Origin of the sequence: Pedobacter terrestris, from assembly GCF_052343045.1 — a bacterium.
GTDB lineage: Bacteria > Bacteroidota > Bacteroidia > Sphingobacteriales > Sphingobacteriaceae > Pedobacter.
This window is the reverse complement of sequence record NZ_CP180264.1, coordinates 2,502,229-2,517,292: the sequence shown is the minus strand read 5'-3', so window position 1 is coordinate 2,517,292 and position 15,064 is coordinate 2,502,229. Positions and strand designations below refer to the sequence as shown.

The 15,064-nt window shown below is 38.2% G+C and carries 17 protein-coding genes and 1 tRNA gene; 10 read left to right on the top strand and 8 right to left on the bottom strand.

What is annotated here, in order from left to right:
* Positions 1 to 74 precede the first annotated feature (74 nt).
* Both ACJVDH_RS10730 and ACJVDH_RS10725 read left to right on the top strand, forming a co-directional pair.
* Positions 75 to 539, top strand: coding sequence for an Lrp/AsnC family transcriptional regulator (locus ACJVDH_RS10730; protein ID WP_443947567.1), 465 nt, complete (start codon positions 75 to 77; stop codon positions 537 to 539).
* Positions 540 to 632: 93 nt separating this feature from the next.
* A complete protein-coding gene (locus ACJVDH_RS10725) occupies positions 633 to 1,481 on the top strand; it encodes an alpha/beta hydrolase (RefSeq protein WP_443947566.1) in 849 nt (282 codons plus the stop codon).
* Positions 1,482 to 1,500: 19 nt separating this feature from the next.
* Here the strand turns inward: ACJVDH_RS10725 and ACJVDH_RS10720 are convergent, their stop codons facing one another.
* Both ACJVDH_RS10720 and ACJVDH_RS10715 read right to left on the bottom strand, forming a co-directional pair.
* Positions 1,501 to 1,677 (bottom strand): Arc family DNA binding domain-containing protein, encoded by a 177-nt coding sequence (locus tag ACJVDH_RS10720; RefSeq protein WP_443947565.1) that lies wholly within the window; start codon positions 1,675 to 1,677, stop codon positions 1,501 to 1,503.
* Between the two features lie 91 nt (positions 1,678 to 1,768).
* On the bottom strand, positions 1,769 to 2,626 hold the full coding sequence (locus tag ACJVDH_RS10715) for an SPFH domain-containing protein (protein WP_443947564.1): 858 nt from the start codon (positions 2,624 to 2,626) through the stop codon (positions 1,769 to 1,771).
* Positions 2,627 to 2,745: 119 nt separating this feature from the next.
* Between ACJVDH_RS10715 and ACJVDH_RS10710 the strand changes: the two genes are divergently transcribed.
* From ACJVDH_RS10710 to ACJVDH_RS10695, 4 genes are all read left to right on the top strand, one after another.
* On the top strand, positions 2,746 to 4,824 hold the full coding sequence (locus tag ACJVDH_RS10710; RefSeq protein ID WP_443947563.1) for an HD family phosphohydrolase: 2,079 nt from the start codon (positions 2,746 to 2,748) through the stop codon (positions 4,822 to 4,824).
* Between the two features lie 79 nt (positions 4,825 to 4,903).
* Positions 4,904 to 4,990, top strand: a tRNA-Ser gene (locus ACJVDH_RS10705).
* A 152-nt stretch (positions 4,991 to 5,142) separates the two neighbouring features.
* Positions 5,143 to 5,571, top strand: coding sequence for a ribonuclease inhibitor (locus ACJVDH_RS10700; protein ID WP_443947562.1), 429 nt, complete (start codon positions 5,143 to 5,145; stop codon positions 5,569 to 5,571).
* A 185-nt stretch (positions 5,572 to 5,756) separates the two neighbouring features.
* Positions 5,757 to 6,011, top strand: coding sequence for a hypothetical protein (locus ACJVDH_RS10695; protein ID WP_443947561.1), 255 nt, complete (start codon positions 5,757 to 5,759; stop codon positions 6,009 to 6,011).
* 52 nt (positions 6,012 to 6,063) lie between these two features.
* On the opposite strand, the gene ACJVDH_RS10690 is transcribed toward ACJVDH_RS10695, so the two are convergent.
* From ACJVDH_RS10690 to ACJVDH_RS10670, 5 genes are all read right to left on the bottom strand, one after another.
* Positions 6,064 to 6,420, bottom strand: coding sequence for a hypothetical protein (locus ACJVDH_RS10690; protein WP_443947560.1), 357 nt, complete (start codon positions 6,418 to 6,420; stop codon positions 6,064 to 6,066).
* A gap of 120 nt (positions 6,421 to 6,540) precedes the next feature.
* Positions 6,541 to 7,017 (bottom strand): hypothetical protein, encoded by a 477-nt coding sequence (locus ACJVDH_RS10685; RefSeq protein WP_443947559.1) that lies wholly within the window; start codon positions 7,015 to 7,017, stop codon positions 6,541 to 6,543.
* 53 nt (positions 7,018 to 7,070) lie between these two features.
* On the bottom strand, positions 7,071 to 8,507 hold the full coding sequence (locus tag ACJVDH_RS10680; protein WP_443947558.1) for an aminotransferase-like domain-containing protein: 1,437 nt from the start codon (positions 8,505 to 8,507) through the stop codon (positions 7,071 to 7,073).
* A 68-nt stretch (positions 8,508 to 8,575) separates the two neighbouring features.
* Entirely contained in the window at positions 8,576 to 9,490 is a 915-nt protein-coding gene (locus ACJVDH_RS10675; RefSeq protein ID WP_443947557.1) for an EamA family transporter, read from the bottom strand.
* 166 nt (positions 9,491 to 9,656) lie between these two features.
* A complete protein-coding gene (locus tag ACJVDH_RS10670) occupies positions 9,657 to 10,652 on the bottom strand; it encodes a hypothetical protein (protein ID WP_443947556.1) in 996 nt (331 codons plus the stop codon).
* A gap of 446 nt (positions 10,653 to 11,098) precedes the next feature.
* Between ACJVDH_RS10670 and ACJVDH_RS10665 the strand changes: the two genes are divergently transcribed.
* Positions 11,099 to 11,245 carry a DUF2256 domain-containing protein gene (locus ACJVDH_RS10665; RefSeq protein WP_443947555.1) on the top strand — a complete coding sequence of 49 codons (147 nt, stop codon included), beginning with the start codon at positions 11,099 to 11,101 and terminating at the stop codon, positions 11,243 to 11,245.
* Positions 11,246 to 11,247: 2 nt separating this feature from the next.
* On the opposite strand, the gene ACJVDH_RS10660 is transcribed toward ACJVDH_RS10665, so the two are convergent.
* Positions 11,248 to 11,748, bottom strand: coding sequence for a 2'-5' RNA ligase family protein (locus ACJVDH_RS10660; protein WP_443947554.1), 501 nt, complete (start codon positions 11,746 to 11,748; stop codon positions 11,248 to 11,250).
* Positions 11,749 to 11,924: 176 nt separating this feature from the next.
* Between ACJVDH_RS10660 and ACJVDH_RS10655 the strand changes: the two genes are divergently transcribed.
* The 3 genes from ACJVDH_RS10655 (at position 11,925) to ACJVDH_RS10645 (ending at position 15,064) form a co-directional block, all read left to right on the top strand.
* Entirely contained in the window at positions 11,925 to 12,299 is a 375-nt protein-coding gene (locus ACJVDH_RS10655) for a hypothetical protein (protein ID WP_443947553.1), read from the top strand.
* Positions 12,300 to 12,424: 125 nt separating this feature from the next.
* Positions 12,425 to 12,838, top strand: a complete 414-nt coding sequence (locus ACJVDH_RS10650; protein WP_443947552.1) for a hypothetical protein — start codon at positions 12,425 to 12,427, stop codon at positions 12,836 to 12,838.
* Positions 12,839 to 12,889: 51 nt separating this feature from the next.
* A complete protein-coding gene (locus ACJVDH_RS10645) occupies positions 12,890 to 15,064 on the top strand; it encodes a TonB-dependent siderophore receptor (protein ID WP_443947551.1) in 2,175 nt (724 codons plus the stop codon).

Below are 15,064 nucleotides of genomic sequence, written 5' to 3'. Positions count from 1 at the left end.
GATATTTAAATTATAACGAGAAAATTTACGGAAACGGGAATAATTCTATTCTTCAAAGCAAAAATCTTTCATACATGCAAAACCTACTAGACCCCACAGACTTACAGATTTTAAAGATGTTGCAGGAAGATGCATCGCTCACGAATAAGGAACTATCTGCTAAGTTGAATAAATCTATTGCGGCGATACATGAACGCATACGGAAACTTAAAGAGCAAGGATATATCAAAAAAATTGTTGCGATTTTAGACCGTAAAAAAATAAATCGTAACCTTATTGCATTTTCGCAAGTGTTGCTGAATGACCATACCGCAAAAACGTTAAACGAATTTGAACAGGAAGTTGCTAAATTTCCGGAAGTGATGGAGTGTTTACAAATGACAGGAGCCAATGATTTTTTATTGCGAATTGCCACAAGCGATATGGATGCGTATCATCTTTTTTTAAGGAATAAACTGGCAACATTGCCCAATATCACCACTGTGCAAAGTTTTTTTGTGCTCTCTGAGCCGAAAAGCGAAACCGCTTATCCGCTTTAATATTTTTAAACTTCCTCACTAATACATTTTTCGGCTTTGTTTTGTTCGTTTAAGTTGAGCGAAATCATATATTTATCATTCAAAAATCTTTTTATGTTGATCAAACCCTGCTTGAAAATATCCGCATTTGCTATTTTGATTTTTCTGTTTTTGGGGCTGTCAGTTCGTGCTGCCAAAGTAGATACCATAATTACACATAGCGATGTAATGCATAAAGATATTAAAGCTGTTGTGATTAGGCCAGCGGAATACGGCGCAGGCAAAAAATTGCCCGTTTTATATCTTCTGCATGGTGCCGGCGGCAATTATTCTGATTGGGTTACCAAAACACCTGATAAAAATGTGGTAAGCAGGCTTGCAGATGCGTACGGAATAATTATTGTGTTGCCAGATGGTGGCGTAACCAGTTGGTATTTTGATAGTCCGGTTGATCCGTCGTATCAATATGAAACCTATGTTTCAAAAGAATTGGTCACTTACATCGATGCACATTATCAAACCATTAAAAACAAAAGCGGCCGTGCCATAACCGGTTTAAGTATGGGTGGCCACGGCGGTTTGTATCTTGGTTTTCGGCATCAGGATATTTTTGGTGCATGTGGCAGTATGAGTGGGGGCGTAGATATTCGTTCTTTTCCTTTAAATTGGGATATTGCCAAGCGCCTCGGTAGTTATGCACAGTTTCCCGAACGTTGGGACAACAATACGGTAATTAACCAGTTGCATTTGCTAACACCAAATAATCTTGCAATTATAATTGATTGCGGCACTGGAGATTTTTTCTATAACGTAAATCAGAAATTACATGAGAAGCTTCTGGAGCGCAACATCAATCACGATTACATTACCCGTCCGGGCGTTCATAATTTTGAATATTGGGGAAATGCTATCCAATATCAAATGCTATTTTTCAATAATTTTTTTAACCGGCCTAAAGCATAAAAAAGAGGAATGATTTGCATCATTCCTCCTGATTTGGTTTTCCTTTACTTCGCCTTCTTGCCTTTACAGCCTGACTAAGCAGAAATTCGATCTGCCCGTTTGTGCTTCTAAATTCATCCATTGCCCAAGCCTCAATATCTTTCAGCAATGCTGGGCTAATCCTTAGCGCAAAAGCCTTTTTATCTTTATCCGCCATCCTGTCTATTGCTTTTAATTGTCAGATTTAACCTTTTGGGATTGGTCTTTTTAAGAGTTTTTTAAAACGTTCGGTAAAAAATAACCGAACATCAATTGTAGAGCGATCCGGTATTTACAATTGGCGCAACATTGCGTTCGCCGCAAAGTACAACTAAAAGGTTGCTCACCATTGCCGCTTTGCGCTCTTCATCCAGTTCTACAATCCCTTTTTCAGACAATTTGGCAAGTGCCATTTCTACCATACCTACAGCGCCTTCTACAATTTGCTTACGTGCAGCAATTACGGCCGTTGCTTGTTGTCTTTGCAGCATGGCGCTGGCAATTTCTGGTGCATACGCCAAATGCGATATCCGTGCTTCAATTACCTCAATTCCGGCACGAGATAACCTTTCATTAAGTTCGGTTTCCAAAATGCTGCTTACTTTATCGGCACCATCTTTTAACGTAATGGTTGCTTCTTCATCTTCGAAATTATCGTACGGAAAAATATTGGCTAAATGCCTTACTGCCGCCTCACTCTGTATAGAAACATATTGCATGTAATTTTCTACAGAAAAGGCCGCTTTCGCCGTTTCATTTACTTTCCAAACTACAACTGCAGCAATTTCAATCGGGTTTCCCAATTTGTCGTTCACCTTAAGTTGCTGGCCATTTAAGTTGTTTGCCCTTAAAGAAACTTTTTTCTTTGTCGTTAGCGGATTTACCCAGAAAAACCCGTCGGTTTTTACTGTGCCTACATATTTACCAAATAAGGTAAGAACTTTACTTTCATTTGGATTGTTGATTATAAGACCTGGTAAAACCAAAAAGAAATTAAAGGCCAGCAGACAGCAGCCCCAAATGTAACTTTCGGTTATAAAACAAAAAATAGATACACCGATTAACGCCAGAAACAGCGCAAAGGTTAAATAGCCAGACGGCGGATTGATGATTTTTTCCTGATACATGATTGATATTAATTTGATATCATAAATTAAAAGATTTTTCTGCTGATAAGCAAACAAAAAGCAACAAATTTTAATTTAGATAAAAATGCTATTTTTGACTTCAACATAATTTTACCGTTTTGGCCAAAATCAAAAAAAACTCACACAAAATCCTATACCGCAAGTATTCGTCTAACTTCAAATATTTAATGATGGTGGTGACGGTATTTGTAATCACCCTTTTCTTGCCCAAACAGCCGCGTTTCCGATATGAGTTCGAGAAAAACAAGGTGTGGATGAATAAAGATGTAGTAGCTCCTTTCAGTTTCGCGATATTGAAAACAAATCCACAGGTTAATATCGATAAAAAAAATGCCCTCAAAGATGTTTTGCCGGTTTATCAGCTCAATCGCGATGTGGCCAGCAGCGCATTAGAGGCTTTTACCAATGAATTTGATATTAAATGGAAATCTACCGAATTAAACGATAAAGAGCGCGATGCTTTCAAAAGCAGTTCCTATCGTTTGCTGGATGCCATTTATAAACGCGGTATCATCAGTATTAACAGTAAACATCAAACCAACGGGAAAAATTACGATTTCTCTCTAATGGAAAATAACGTTTCCAAACAACGCAATACGCAAGATGTATTTACTGCCGAAACTGCACTTGAGTATTTTAAATCAAATTTTAAATCTACAAACCAGGTTATCACAGATGTAGTAACCAATCTGGCCGAAGACCACATTACAGCCAATATTACTTTTGATGAGCGGCTTACGCAGGTTATTCAAACCAATACGGTCAATAATCTATCTACCACAAAAGGTATGGTGCAAAAAGGAGAATTAATTGTAGCAAAAAACGATGTTATTGACGAAGATATTTATCAAAAACTAGAATCGTATAAATCTGCTTACGATGCACAAACCAAAACGATAGGCAACCGTACACTTATTTATCTGGGCCAGGTAGTTTTGGTGAGTTTTATCCTGACCATTTTAATGTCGTTCCTGTTTCTGTTTCGTAAAGATATTTTTGCAGACGACAGGCAACTTTCACTATTGCTTTTGGTAACAACCGGGATGTTACTGGCACTTACCTGGGCCATAAAAATGGAAATTCCAAACCTGTACTATATGCCCTTTTGTATTGTGCCTATTATTATACGGATTCTGTTCGATACCCGTTTGGCGCTTTACCTGCATATGCTGGTAATTCTGATTGCCGGTTTTTTTGTGCCCAATAGTTTTGAATTTGTGTTTTATCAGGTAACCGCAGGTATGGTGGCCATTTTCAGCATTAAGAATTTTGTAAAACGCGAGCGGTTTTTACTTTCCGCAATGTATATTTTGCTGGCCTACCTGGTATCATTTGTTGGCATTGCGCTGCTGCGCGAAGGTACATTTAGCGAGATAGAATGGATCAGTTTTGTACCTTTCATTTTTAGCGTATTGCTTTCTTTGCTTGCATATCCGTTAATTTATCTTTTTGAACGGATTTTCGGTATCACTTCGGATGTAGCATTGATTGAATTAACCAATACCAATAATAAATTGCTGCGCGAATTGGCTTTCAAAGCGCCGGGAACTTTTCAGCATTCTTTGCAGGTAGCAAACTTAGCAGAGGCAGCAATTTTTAAAATCGGTGGAAACTCTGTTCTGGTAAGGGCAGGAGCGCTGTATCACGATATTGGTAAAATGGATAATCCGCAATATTTTATCGAGAACCAAAATACAGCTGTCAGTCCGCATGATAAGCTTCCGTATGAGCAAAGTGCGCAAATTATTATCCAACATGTGCACAAAGGAATTGAAACGCTTAGAAAGCATCAAATGCCCGAAGCAATCATCGATTTTATTCGCACACACCACGGCAATACCCGCGTTGATTACTTTTATCAGTCCTTTCTTAAAAATTCGCCAGAGAAATTTGTTGATGAGAATATTTTCCGTTATCCGGGGCCGATTCCTTTTAGTAAAGAAACCGGCGTTTTGATGTTGGCAGATTCGGTAGAAGCGGCGTCTAGAAGTCTGAAAAATCCCGACGCGCAGAACATAAATGACCTGGTTGAACGGATAATTAACTATAAATTGGAACAAAATCAGTTAGACGATTGCGATTTAACATTAAAAGATATTGAGACTATCAAATTGATTTTCAAGACGATGTTGATGAGCATCTACCATGTGCGTATAGATTATCAAAATCTTTCTTAATTTTTTTTTTGAAGAATAGCTTTTGTTGCTATATTTGCACACCGAAAACGACGTAGATACTACGAAAAACACGGAAAACGGTGAGGTGCCTGAGAGGCCGAAAGGAACAGTTTGCTAAACTGTCGTACTGGTAACGGTACCGCGGGTTCGAATCCCGCCCTCACCGCGAAAAAGCTAAAAAAACCTGCTACATCAGCAGGTTTTTTTGTTTAAAACGGTTTTTTGCCCGAAATTTTTCCTTAATCGGCATCTGGTTTTGTATAAAATGTACATGCAGATTATATTGTATCAGAATTTACGCTTACTCAAAAAAACATCATGTCCTTTTCTACTCAAACTCCTGTCACTATCCGACCAGAAATTACATTGGAAGGTTTCAATATTTCAGATATTTCTTCATTCTATACAGAAATAAATACAGTATTTATGAAAGAAGAAGACTGGCAGATTGGCGAAAGTTTAGATGCTTTTGATGATTTACTTTATGGCAATTTTGGCTTGTTGCGCGGTGCACAAGAAGTAGATCTGGTTTGGGAAAATATAGATCATAGCCGCGAATGCCTGGGTTTTGAAGCTACACGGAATTATTACCTGAATAAATTGAAGCCAGAATCGCCGTTTAACAAGAAATTTCATCAGGAACAATTAGAAAAACTGGAGCAGGGCACCGGCAAAACCTATTTTGATATTATTATTGAAATTATTGCCTCTCATCCAAATATCCGCCTTGTGGCGAAAAACAGTTAGAAATTTTCCGGTCGCCAGATGCATCATTCTAAATAATTTGCGAAATACAAGCAGAAATATTAGTTTAGTTGCCGTTAACAGCTCCAATTCCTGATCATTTTCTGGCGATATAAAACGCTTTTGTATCGGGATTCAATAGAATGAATACAAGCTGTTATCAAAGTTTATAGCATCAAAAATAGAAAATGGAAGAGTTAGATTTACGCAACCTAAGCGACGAAGAATTGCTTCAAGAAGCTAAAAAAATGAAATCTGCGGTTATTATAAATGCCGTACTGGTGGGTTTTTTAGTCGGCGTTATTGCGTTTAGCGTTTTTAAAAACACGTGGGGACTTTTAACCTTGATTCCTTTGTTTTTTGTCTACAAGCTAGCAAACGGTTCAAAGGCTAAAAATGAAGCGCTTGAAGGCGTTCTAAAAGAGCGAAATCTGAAAATTTGATTGGTTCGCTGAAGCAGCGACTTGCTTTTGAGTTTTAGCACACCACTAAATCTTAAATGGTGTCTGGCTGATTGCTGCATTCCTCGCAAATAATGGTACCCTCTTCGCAATAGATAAAAACTTTTTTGTAGTCACGCAGATCATCAACCAATACCTTTGTGCCAATTGAGCAAAGTTTGGTAGACAGCTCTTCTTCAATTTCTGCACATTCAATATTGAGCTGTTCCAATTCATTTTCCATATTCTGATGAACTTCCTGCTCAACCAAAAAGCGATCGGCAGTTTCGGCATCTACAAAATCAAGAACGGAGAGATCGGTCGGGGTTTCTTGTTCAAGTTTGTGTTTTGTTGTGCTGATTTTGCCAAGAATTTCATTGTATTGATTAAATAAGGATTGTAGGTTAAGCATATTTTATTCTGTTTTCAAAATGAACATCATTTTGCTTGCTTTGGTTTAAGCAATTTTAATTTTAGTAGAACGCAATCAAAATGACAGGTGCTTCCAGCCATTTTGATTGCTAAAAAGTGGTTACCAGTTTATGCGGTACCGTGCTGTAAGTGCAACAGGTACGCCATTAAATCTGGCATGATCAATTAGGTTCAGCTCTGGTTTCCAGTCAAAACTTACAGAAAGAGGATATTCTTCAAACTGATATTCAATTCCGGCCATTCCGCTAATGCCCAGTAAATTTCTGCTGCTAAATCCTAGATAAGCACCGCCACCCGCAAAAAAGCGAAGACCGTTATCAATAGGGAAATATTTCTGGCCAAATAAAGCGACTCCGCCAGATCCACTTAAACTCAGAATACCTTCTACAGCTACATCTTTGTCTAGAAAATATCTACCAGAAATGCCGGTTTTGATGTTCGATCTGCCCATTCCAATGCGCAAACCAAGATCCATTTCATTGTTTTGTGCCAATGCAGCAGAGTCAAATACAAATAAAGCAACCAATGTTGCGACGAAAAGTTTAAGCGTGTTTTGTATGGTGATGTTTTTGTTCATGCCGCAAAAATAAAAATCTCACTCAATTTTTATGAGTTAGGCAGCTATATTCCTCACATTACGGTGTCAATTTCAGCATCCAGCTGGCAAATAATTTCCCCAAGTTTTTTTAAATTCTGCTCTAGCTTTTCTGTCCACACTAAAGCAAAATTTAGCCGCATACAATTGTGAAATTGATTGTGTTGGGTAAACATTCTGCCAGGGGCGAAGCTGATTTTGTGTTTTAAAGCGACATCTAAAACCTTTGCTGTATCTATTTTTCCATTCAGTTCCAGCCACAAAAACAATCCGCCTTGCGGTTGCGATATTTTAGTGTTTTTAGGAAAGTATTGTTCTATTGCACGTTGAAATTTAAGACAATTGGTATATAAGGTTTGGCGCAATTTGCGTAGATAATGATCGTAACGGCCATGTTCAAGAAAATCGGCAATGGCTTCTTGTTGTAAAGATGGTATAGCCACATTTTGAACAAGTTTTTGCCAGATAATCTGATCTTTGAACTTTCCTGGTGCAATCCAACCAACACGATAACCTGGCGCCAGTGTTTTAGAAACACCTCCACACCACATAACAATTCCGGCTTGATCAAAAACTTTACAAGGTTTTGGCCTTGAAGATCCAAAAAATAAGTTTCCGAAAAGATCATCTTCAATCATCGGAATATTGTGTGCAGTTAAAAGCGCAACAAGCTCCTTTTTATTTTCATCGGGCATTAAACTGCCCAAAGGATTGTTAAAATTTGTGGTAAAACAACAAGCCTGAATTTTATGAATCACATTTTGCAAAGCGTGCAAATCTATGCCTGTTACCGGATGTGTGGGCAGTTCGATAACGTTTAGACCGATTGATTTTGCCAGTTGCAGAATGCCAAAATACACCGGACTTTCCGTAGCAATCGTATCGCCTGGTTTAGTAACGGCAGTAAGACAATGGTAAATTGCGCTGGTTGTGCCGGCCGTAGTTACAAGATCGGCTTCCGTAATTTTTCCTTCCAGTACATAACTCCATTTGGCTATGTTGCGTCGTAAATTAATGCTGCCTTGTGCAGGTTCCATTGCTGTTCCGCTTCCTTCAAATGTGCTGAGCACTTTAACCATGCTTTTGTTCAGTTTTGCAATGGGTAACATTCCCGCATCCGGAATGCCCAGTGCAAGCTGTGTTACCGATTTATCGGCCAAAGCCATAAAAACTTTTTTAAAAAGATCATCGGGATTTGTTCCGTTTACAGAAACTGAAGGCTGACTTGCAGATGGAAGTGCCATTTTTCGTTGCGATGTGTTGCTAACATAGTAACCCGATTTTGGTCTCGATTCAATTAAAGAACGGCTTTCCAACTCTGAGAAAGCTTGCCGAGCTGTATTTATACTTACATTATAGATTTTTTGAATCGATCGTATCGACGGCAGTTTATCTCCAATTCTGAGTGTTTGTGCGCCAATTTGATCTTCAATTGTTCTCGCAATGCGGATATATAACAAATCTCTATTCATGAGCAGATTGTGTTGAAATAAGATACGCAAAGCGAGAAAAACTATGATTAGGCCGCATAACAGTACAATTAAGCGCGTTCTATCTCGCTTTTGGAAATCGTTTTTGATTTAACATTAAAAAGCTGCCTAATTTGTTTTTCAAGCAAACTGAAGGTCAGTCCCAACATAATGAACAGGCAGGCGATGATCTTCCAAACGGGCAAACTCTCGCCAAGTAAAACTGCAGAACTTAAAAGGCCAACAACCGGAATTAATAAAGTAAATGGCACTACAGATGCTGTTGGATAAGAGTTTAAGAGGAAACCCCAAATTCCATAACCAACCAAAGTAGACAAATAAACAGTATAAAAAATGGCGAGACAGGTTTCAAGATTAATATTAAGGAAAGCGCGCGATAGGGCTGCAGTTCCTTCAAAACTCACAGAAGCGAGCAGCATCAAAGGAAAGGCCACAAGGTTGCCCCAAACTACCAGTGCAAGCGGCGATTTTGCAGCAACTTTTTTAGAAAACATATTGCCTACAGACCAAGCCAGAGCAGACAAAACAATAAGTATAAAACCGATTATTGTACTGCTTCCGTCTACATTGGCAAGCACAATACCCAAGCCTGCAAAAGAAATTAATGCGCCAAGCAATTTCCATTTGGTTGGTACATCGCGAAAAAATAATGCCGCTAAACCCATAGAAAAAAATATCTGAACCTGCACAACCAATGAGGCTAAACCCGGCGATAAACCAACGTAAATGCCGGTAAACATTAAGCCAAATTGCAATGCAAATGTGAAAACGCCATAACCTAAAATTAAGCTAAAGCGACCCTTTGGTTTGGGCAGAAAAAATACCAATGGAATTGCCGCCAACCCGAAGCGAACGGCACACAATAAAAAAGGCGGAAAAGTTTTTAATCCGGAATGAATGGCAATGAAATTTAATCCCCAGATAATTACTGTTAAGAATGAAAGGATAATGTGTTTTGTTTTCAAGTGTTTGGCTTTTAGTATTGTTTGCCAAAGCTAATGCTAAAGCAACACAGCCAAAAGATACAGAAATATAAATAAATTAGGACACAGATGAAATTATTTAGATTTTCGGTGTACAGAATTTAAAATTCACACTTATTCAAACAGTTAATATAGTGAATAGTATGTCTTAGCTTCTGGCTAACCTGAATTCGTTGTAACACATCACAATATTAAAACCCAGAAAAAGTATCGTTTCTGAGCTTACTTTAAGTTTATTCATATCCACATTTAAAGCAATTGAAATAACCATAGTTGCCACAACCAGTATGGCACTTAAGAAAATACTTAAAAATGCAGAGCGGAACAGCAGCGTAATTCTAAACAGGTTGCGATGAAAAAAATATTCCGGTTGGCGAACCATTTGAACCAGGTTCGCAAGAATAAAAAAACCAATTAGAAGCAAATACACATTCATTAAAGGCGATTCGCTGTTCCAGGCAACCAGGTTAAAATATCCTTTCGATACGAAATAACCAACTATTGCGATGCAACAAATAATTTTTGCGACTACCCAAAAAACTTTCTTAGATAGTAGCTGATAAATTTTAGGAAATTTAACAGGATCTACCCGCTCTGTTAAACCCATTATTTTTTTTGAAGGCGCAACAAATGGATTAAACACGCCTAAAAGCATAAGCATAATGGTGCTAATAAACTGGAAAAATGCATCGGCAATAAGTCTGTCTGTTTTTTCTTTATCTAAAAGGGCGTGATCTGAATAGGTGAATATCGAAAATGAAATTAATATGATTACCACAAAGTGAAAGATTACGCCAACGTAGTTGCTGAAATCGGCTTTATGCGTTTCTTGTCTTCCGTTTTGGGTTTTTTGGTTTTTTTTTGTAAAACTTCCCGACTGTTCTTTAAGTACTTCGGCGGTGCTACGCAGTAAATGTGCAATTGCCAGAACAAATACGCCTATTCCAATCACAAAACAGCCAATTCCGGCGGTTTCAAAACTGATTATGCCCAAAAGAATAATAATGGCTATTAGGATTAGCGCCACATATTTATATTGTACGTGTTCAAAACCATGCAGTTTTAACAACATTGTATAGAAAAATGCCAGTGCGCCACCGGCAACACCAGCCATTACCAACAATTGTATAAAATATTCAGACATGATTCGGTTTGATAGGTAAGGGAGTAATTGCGTTAAAAACAGCATTAATCATTTAATGCCATAGAAAGTATCGGAAAAGGTTTGCCAGCGGTCTATGCCTCGGTTCTGTCAAAAGCTGGGAAACCCAATTTTGTGCGGTTTTTTGACTCATTTTTGGCTTGATAGACGGAGTTGAAAATCCAGAATGTTACACCGGATAAGACGATAAATACCGCAAGAACTGCGATGATGGTTCTTATAGTCATGGAGCGATTAATTAGACGTTACTTACGCTCATTAATTTATGTTAAAGCGTATGCGTAAAACGTACAACGTTTAAAATTGTTTGCTTCAATAAAGGAGAATTTCGATGTTATATTTTACCCCTATAGGGTTGAATTGGTTCCGTTAAATAACTTAAGTTTAGATTTATTTCCCCTGGTTCTATTTTTGCTTACTGATCCCGGATGAAGAATATCAAAAAAGAAAACCTACCAGAAAAGATTTGTCCGGTTTGCAAACGCCCATTTAGCTGGAGGAAAAAATGGGAAAAAGACTGGGCATCTGTACTGTACTGCAGTAAAAAATGCAGTGCTGCAAAGACTAATAATTAAACTTAAAATGGGAAATATTCTTTGTGAGCCCACGGTCCGTCCAGATAGTACCAAAGATCGAAACCAAGCACCTTTGCATTAAAAGGTATAAATTGTTTTTCTAAATCTTGAATTAAAATTCTGGCGATTTCCGGATTTGCCTTATTTTGAATGGTAATATGTGGTCTAAATCCCTGTTGGTCTTGTAAACTCAGTTCGCCTGCAAATTTAGAACGTAAGTTTGTATGTAACTGCATCAGTTCTGTACTATTTACCTTAAATGCAACACCGTTACCCAAGTTCATAAGTCCACCAATTTCAATAGTGAAAGGTACAAAATCAAATTCAGACAAAATTCGGTCAGTTTGCAGCGTATCCGGTAGTTTGTGAAATAACGTCAAATGTGCATTCAAAAAATTTCTTTCCGGTGGAAAATGCAGTTTTCGCAAATTGTTAAAATATTGCTGCGCATTTTCTTCAATTCTGAGTGTCAATATGAGCGTTCTGACATTGTCCGTCAACATAAATGAATTTTGGATTACGTTAAATTTATAATATAAACCGGAAACGTACTATATGGTTTCTGGTATCCGCTCATTTGATAATTCCGTATAAAATACTTTTGATAGAAATAAATCGAAAACTTTAAATTAAAGTTGGTTTGGTGAATGGCCTTGTCGTTTCCTATATTTGCGGCGGTATGTTTAAACGTCTGGTTATAGTTTTCCTGCTCTTTGCACTATTTGCTTCACATTTTTCTGTGGCATTTACGTATGTGGGTTTTGAAGCAAACCAAAAAGAAATTGCACAACGTTTTTGTGAAAACAAAAGCAGACCCTGGATGCATTGCAACGGAAAATGTTATTTGTTGAAAAAACTCAAACAGGCCGAAGAAAAAGAGAAAAAACAGGAGCGGGATAATTTGCGCAATGCTTATCAGTTGGCTATGCCTGTTGCTGTGCTTCGTTTTTCATTGACTCCAGCTGTTACTCAGCGAAACTATCCATCTATTGCGGTCCAAAATCCCGTTGGCCGATCTTTATCTATTTTCCAACCACCCAAGTTAAGCGTTTAAAAAATAAGCTGCTCAGATGTTAATCTGTTCAGGATCAGATATGTTGCTCTAGAATTTATCATTCCGGGCAACTTGATCTCATAATATATTTATTTTTTAACCCATGATATTCCCTGTTGCAAGTTATGCGGAAGCTTTTTTTATACGCCTGCGGACTGTTATTTGCGGCCTGTATTTCATCTTGTGCAACTGAACCGGATTATAAAGAAATCCGCAGCGAGGTTGTAACCGTACACGACAAAGTAATGGCCGATGGAGATGTTACTTTCCGCCAGCGTACATTGCTGGATTCTTTACTTGGTACCGGAAATTTAGGTGATAAAGCTCAAAATAGCGTCAAAAGTACGATTGCCGAAATAGATCAGGCCAATCACCAGATGGAACATTGGATGAATAATTTTGAACCTGATGTAAGCCATATCAAAGGCGCACCAGCAACGTATTTTACGGGCGAACTGCAAAAAGTTAAAGCTTTGGATAGTCTTTTCCGTAAGGTAATGGTTCAATCCGATCATCTGCTGGATAGTCTAAAACTATAACTTCGGGAATATCGATACAACATACTGGAAAATATTTTTCCGGAGAATTTTATGAAAAAAATTATGCTAGCTGTTGGGCTACTGCTTTGTTCTTCTGGCTTATCTGCGCAGAACACAAACAGCAATACTTCAGATACTACTAAAATAAAAAAAGATAGTACTGCTAAAGATTTACGAGCCGTTGAAATTACCAGCCGGTACTACCGCAGATACAATTTAAAACAATCTTCTGCCTCGTTAAAACTCCGTACGCCCTTGCTTAATTTACCTCAGAATATACAAGAGGTAGATCGTAGTATTATACTTGATCAACAGTCTGTTAACGTTAACGAAAGTATTACTAGAAATGTAAGCGGTGCCATTAGAAACAATACCGCGGATTTTTACGGGCCATTTATTTTTATGCGCGGAGCAGGTGTGAATACACTGAGAAATGGAATGGATATTTCCATGATTTATTATGGTCCAATGCCTGAAGACGCCGCAATTATTGACAGAATGGAATTTATTAAAGGTCCGGCAGGGTTTATGAATGCTGTTGGCGATCCTGCAGGTTCGTTCAACATTGTAACCAAAGCGCCAACTGGTACTTTTAACAACAACCTGAGCTTTACTGCCGGAAGTTGGGATCTTTTTCGCCTGAGCGGCGATTTTGACGGCACGCTGGATAAAAATAAAAAATGGGCGTATCGGGTTAATGTTGTGGGGCAGAAGGCGAAATCGTTTCAGAAATTTGCTTTTAATGACAAATTCGTTATCGATCCGGTATTGCGTTACAACATCAATAAACAATCGTCTATTACGGCAGAATTTATTTATCAGAAGCAAGAATTTTTGCAATACCTGTTAACAGTATTTACACCCAACGGTTTCTCTACTTTGCCAAGGGATTTCAGTATTGCTGATCCTGGGAAAGATCCGGTAAAAGCTTCTGAACGAAATGCGTTTCTAACGTATGAAAATCAGCTATCAGATCGCTGGAGCTTTACGGCCAAAGGCTTATTTGCCAGAAGCAGTTTAGATGGGAATTACTTTTTTGTTTCTTCTTACAATGCTGCTGCACCAAATTTATTGCCCAGACGGGTTACGTACGAGCGGTTTAATACCAACGTTTTTGCCATTCAAACCTTCTTGAATGGAGAAGTTAATACCGGATCGCTTAAACATAAAATTTTGGTAGGTTTAGATGCAAATCGTAAAAACCTTCTGGCGTATTCTGGTTATAACGATAAAACAGCCAATCAAACGCTTTATTATTTAGATGTAAACAATCCGGTTTACGGTATTAGTTTCGATTCGAATAGAAAGGACGGTCGTTTAGAAGATATTGCAACCAATAAGCAATCGGTAGAATATTATGCGGCTTATCTTCAGGATGAAATACATGTGCTTAATGATCGGCTTAGACTTACGCTGTCTGCACGGGTAACAGGTTCTAGAAGTGCGGTGTCAATACCAACCACAAGTGAGGTTAAAGATTGGGTGCTTACACCACGCGTAGGACTGAGTTATTCGCTAAGACAAGATTTTGCTGTATACGCTGTTTTCGACAATACATTTACGCCGCAGAGCGGGATAAGTGTAGCAGGAACCGTATTCCAACCATTAAAAGGGCAAAATTTTGAATTTGGCTTTAAAAAAGACTGGGCAAATGGAAAATGGAATACCACTATTTCTATGTATCGCTTAACGCGCGATAATATTATCGTAACCAATCCTTCTACAAATCTTCAATCACAGATTGGGCAAACCAGAGCAAAAGGTATTGAGTTTGATTTAAAAGGCGAAATTGTTAAAGGCCTTAATGCGGTAATTAATTATGCTTATACCGATGCAGAAATCTCTAAAGATTCCAATCCAGCTTTAGTCGGCCTTCCTTCACCGTATTTAACCAAACACATTCAAAATACCTGGTTAAACTATAAATTGCCTTTTCGTGCAATAGAAGGTGTTTCTGTTTCTGGTGGCTATCAATTGCAAACCGGGCGTTCTGGTCGGTATTCAGTAGAAAAAAATCTTGATATCGTACCGGTTTTCAGAATCGATGCGGGTTTAGGTTGGTCTAACCGTAAATTTTCTGTAAATGCAATTGTAAATAATATCCTCAATCGGGCAAACTACGGTAGTGCTTGGGTTACACCTGTTTCTGCAAATCCGGTAGGCTTATATGCTTACGTACCTTTTGCGCCGAGAGAGTTCAGAATTACGCTGGGTTATAATTTTTAA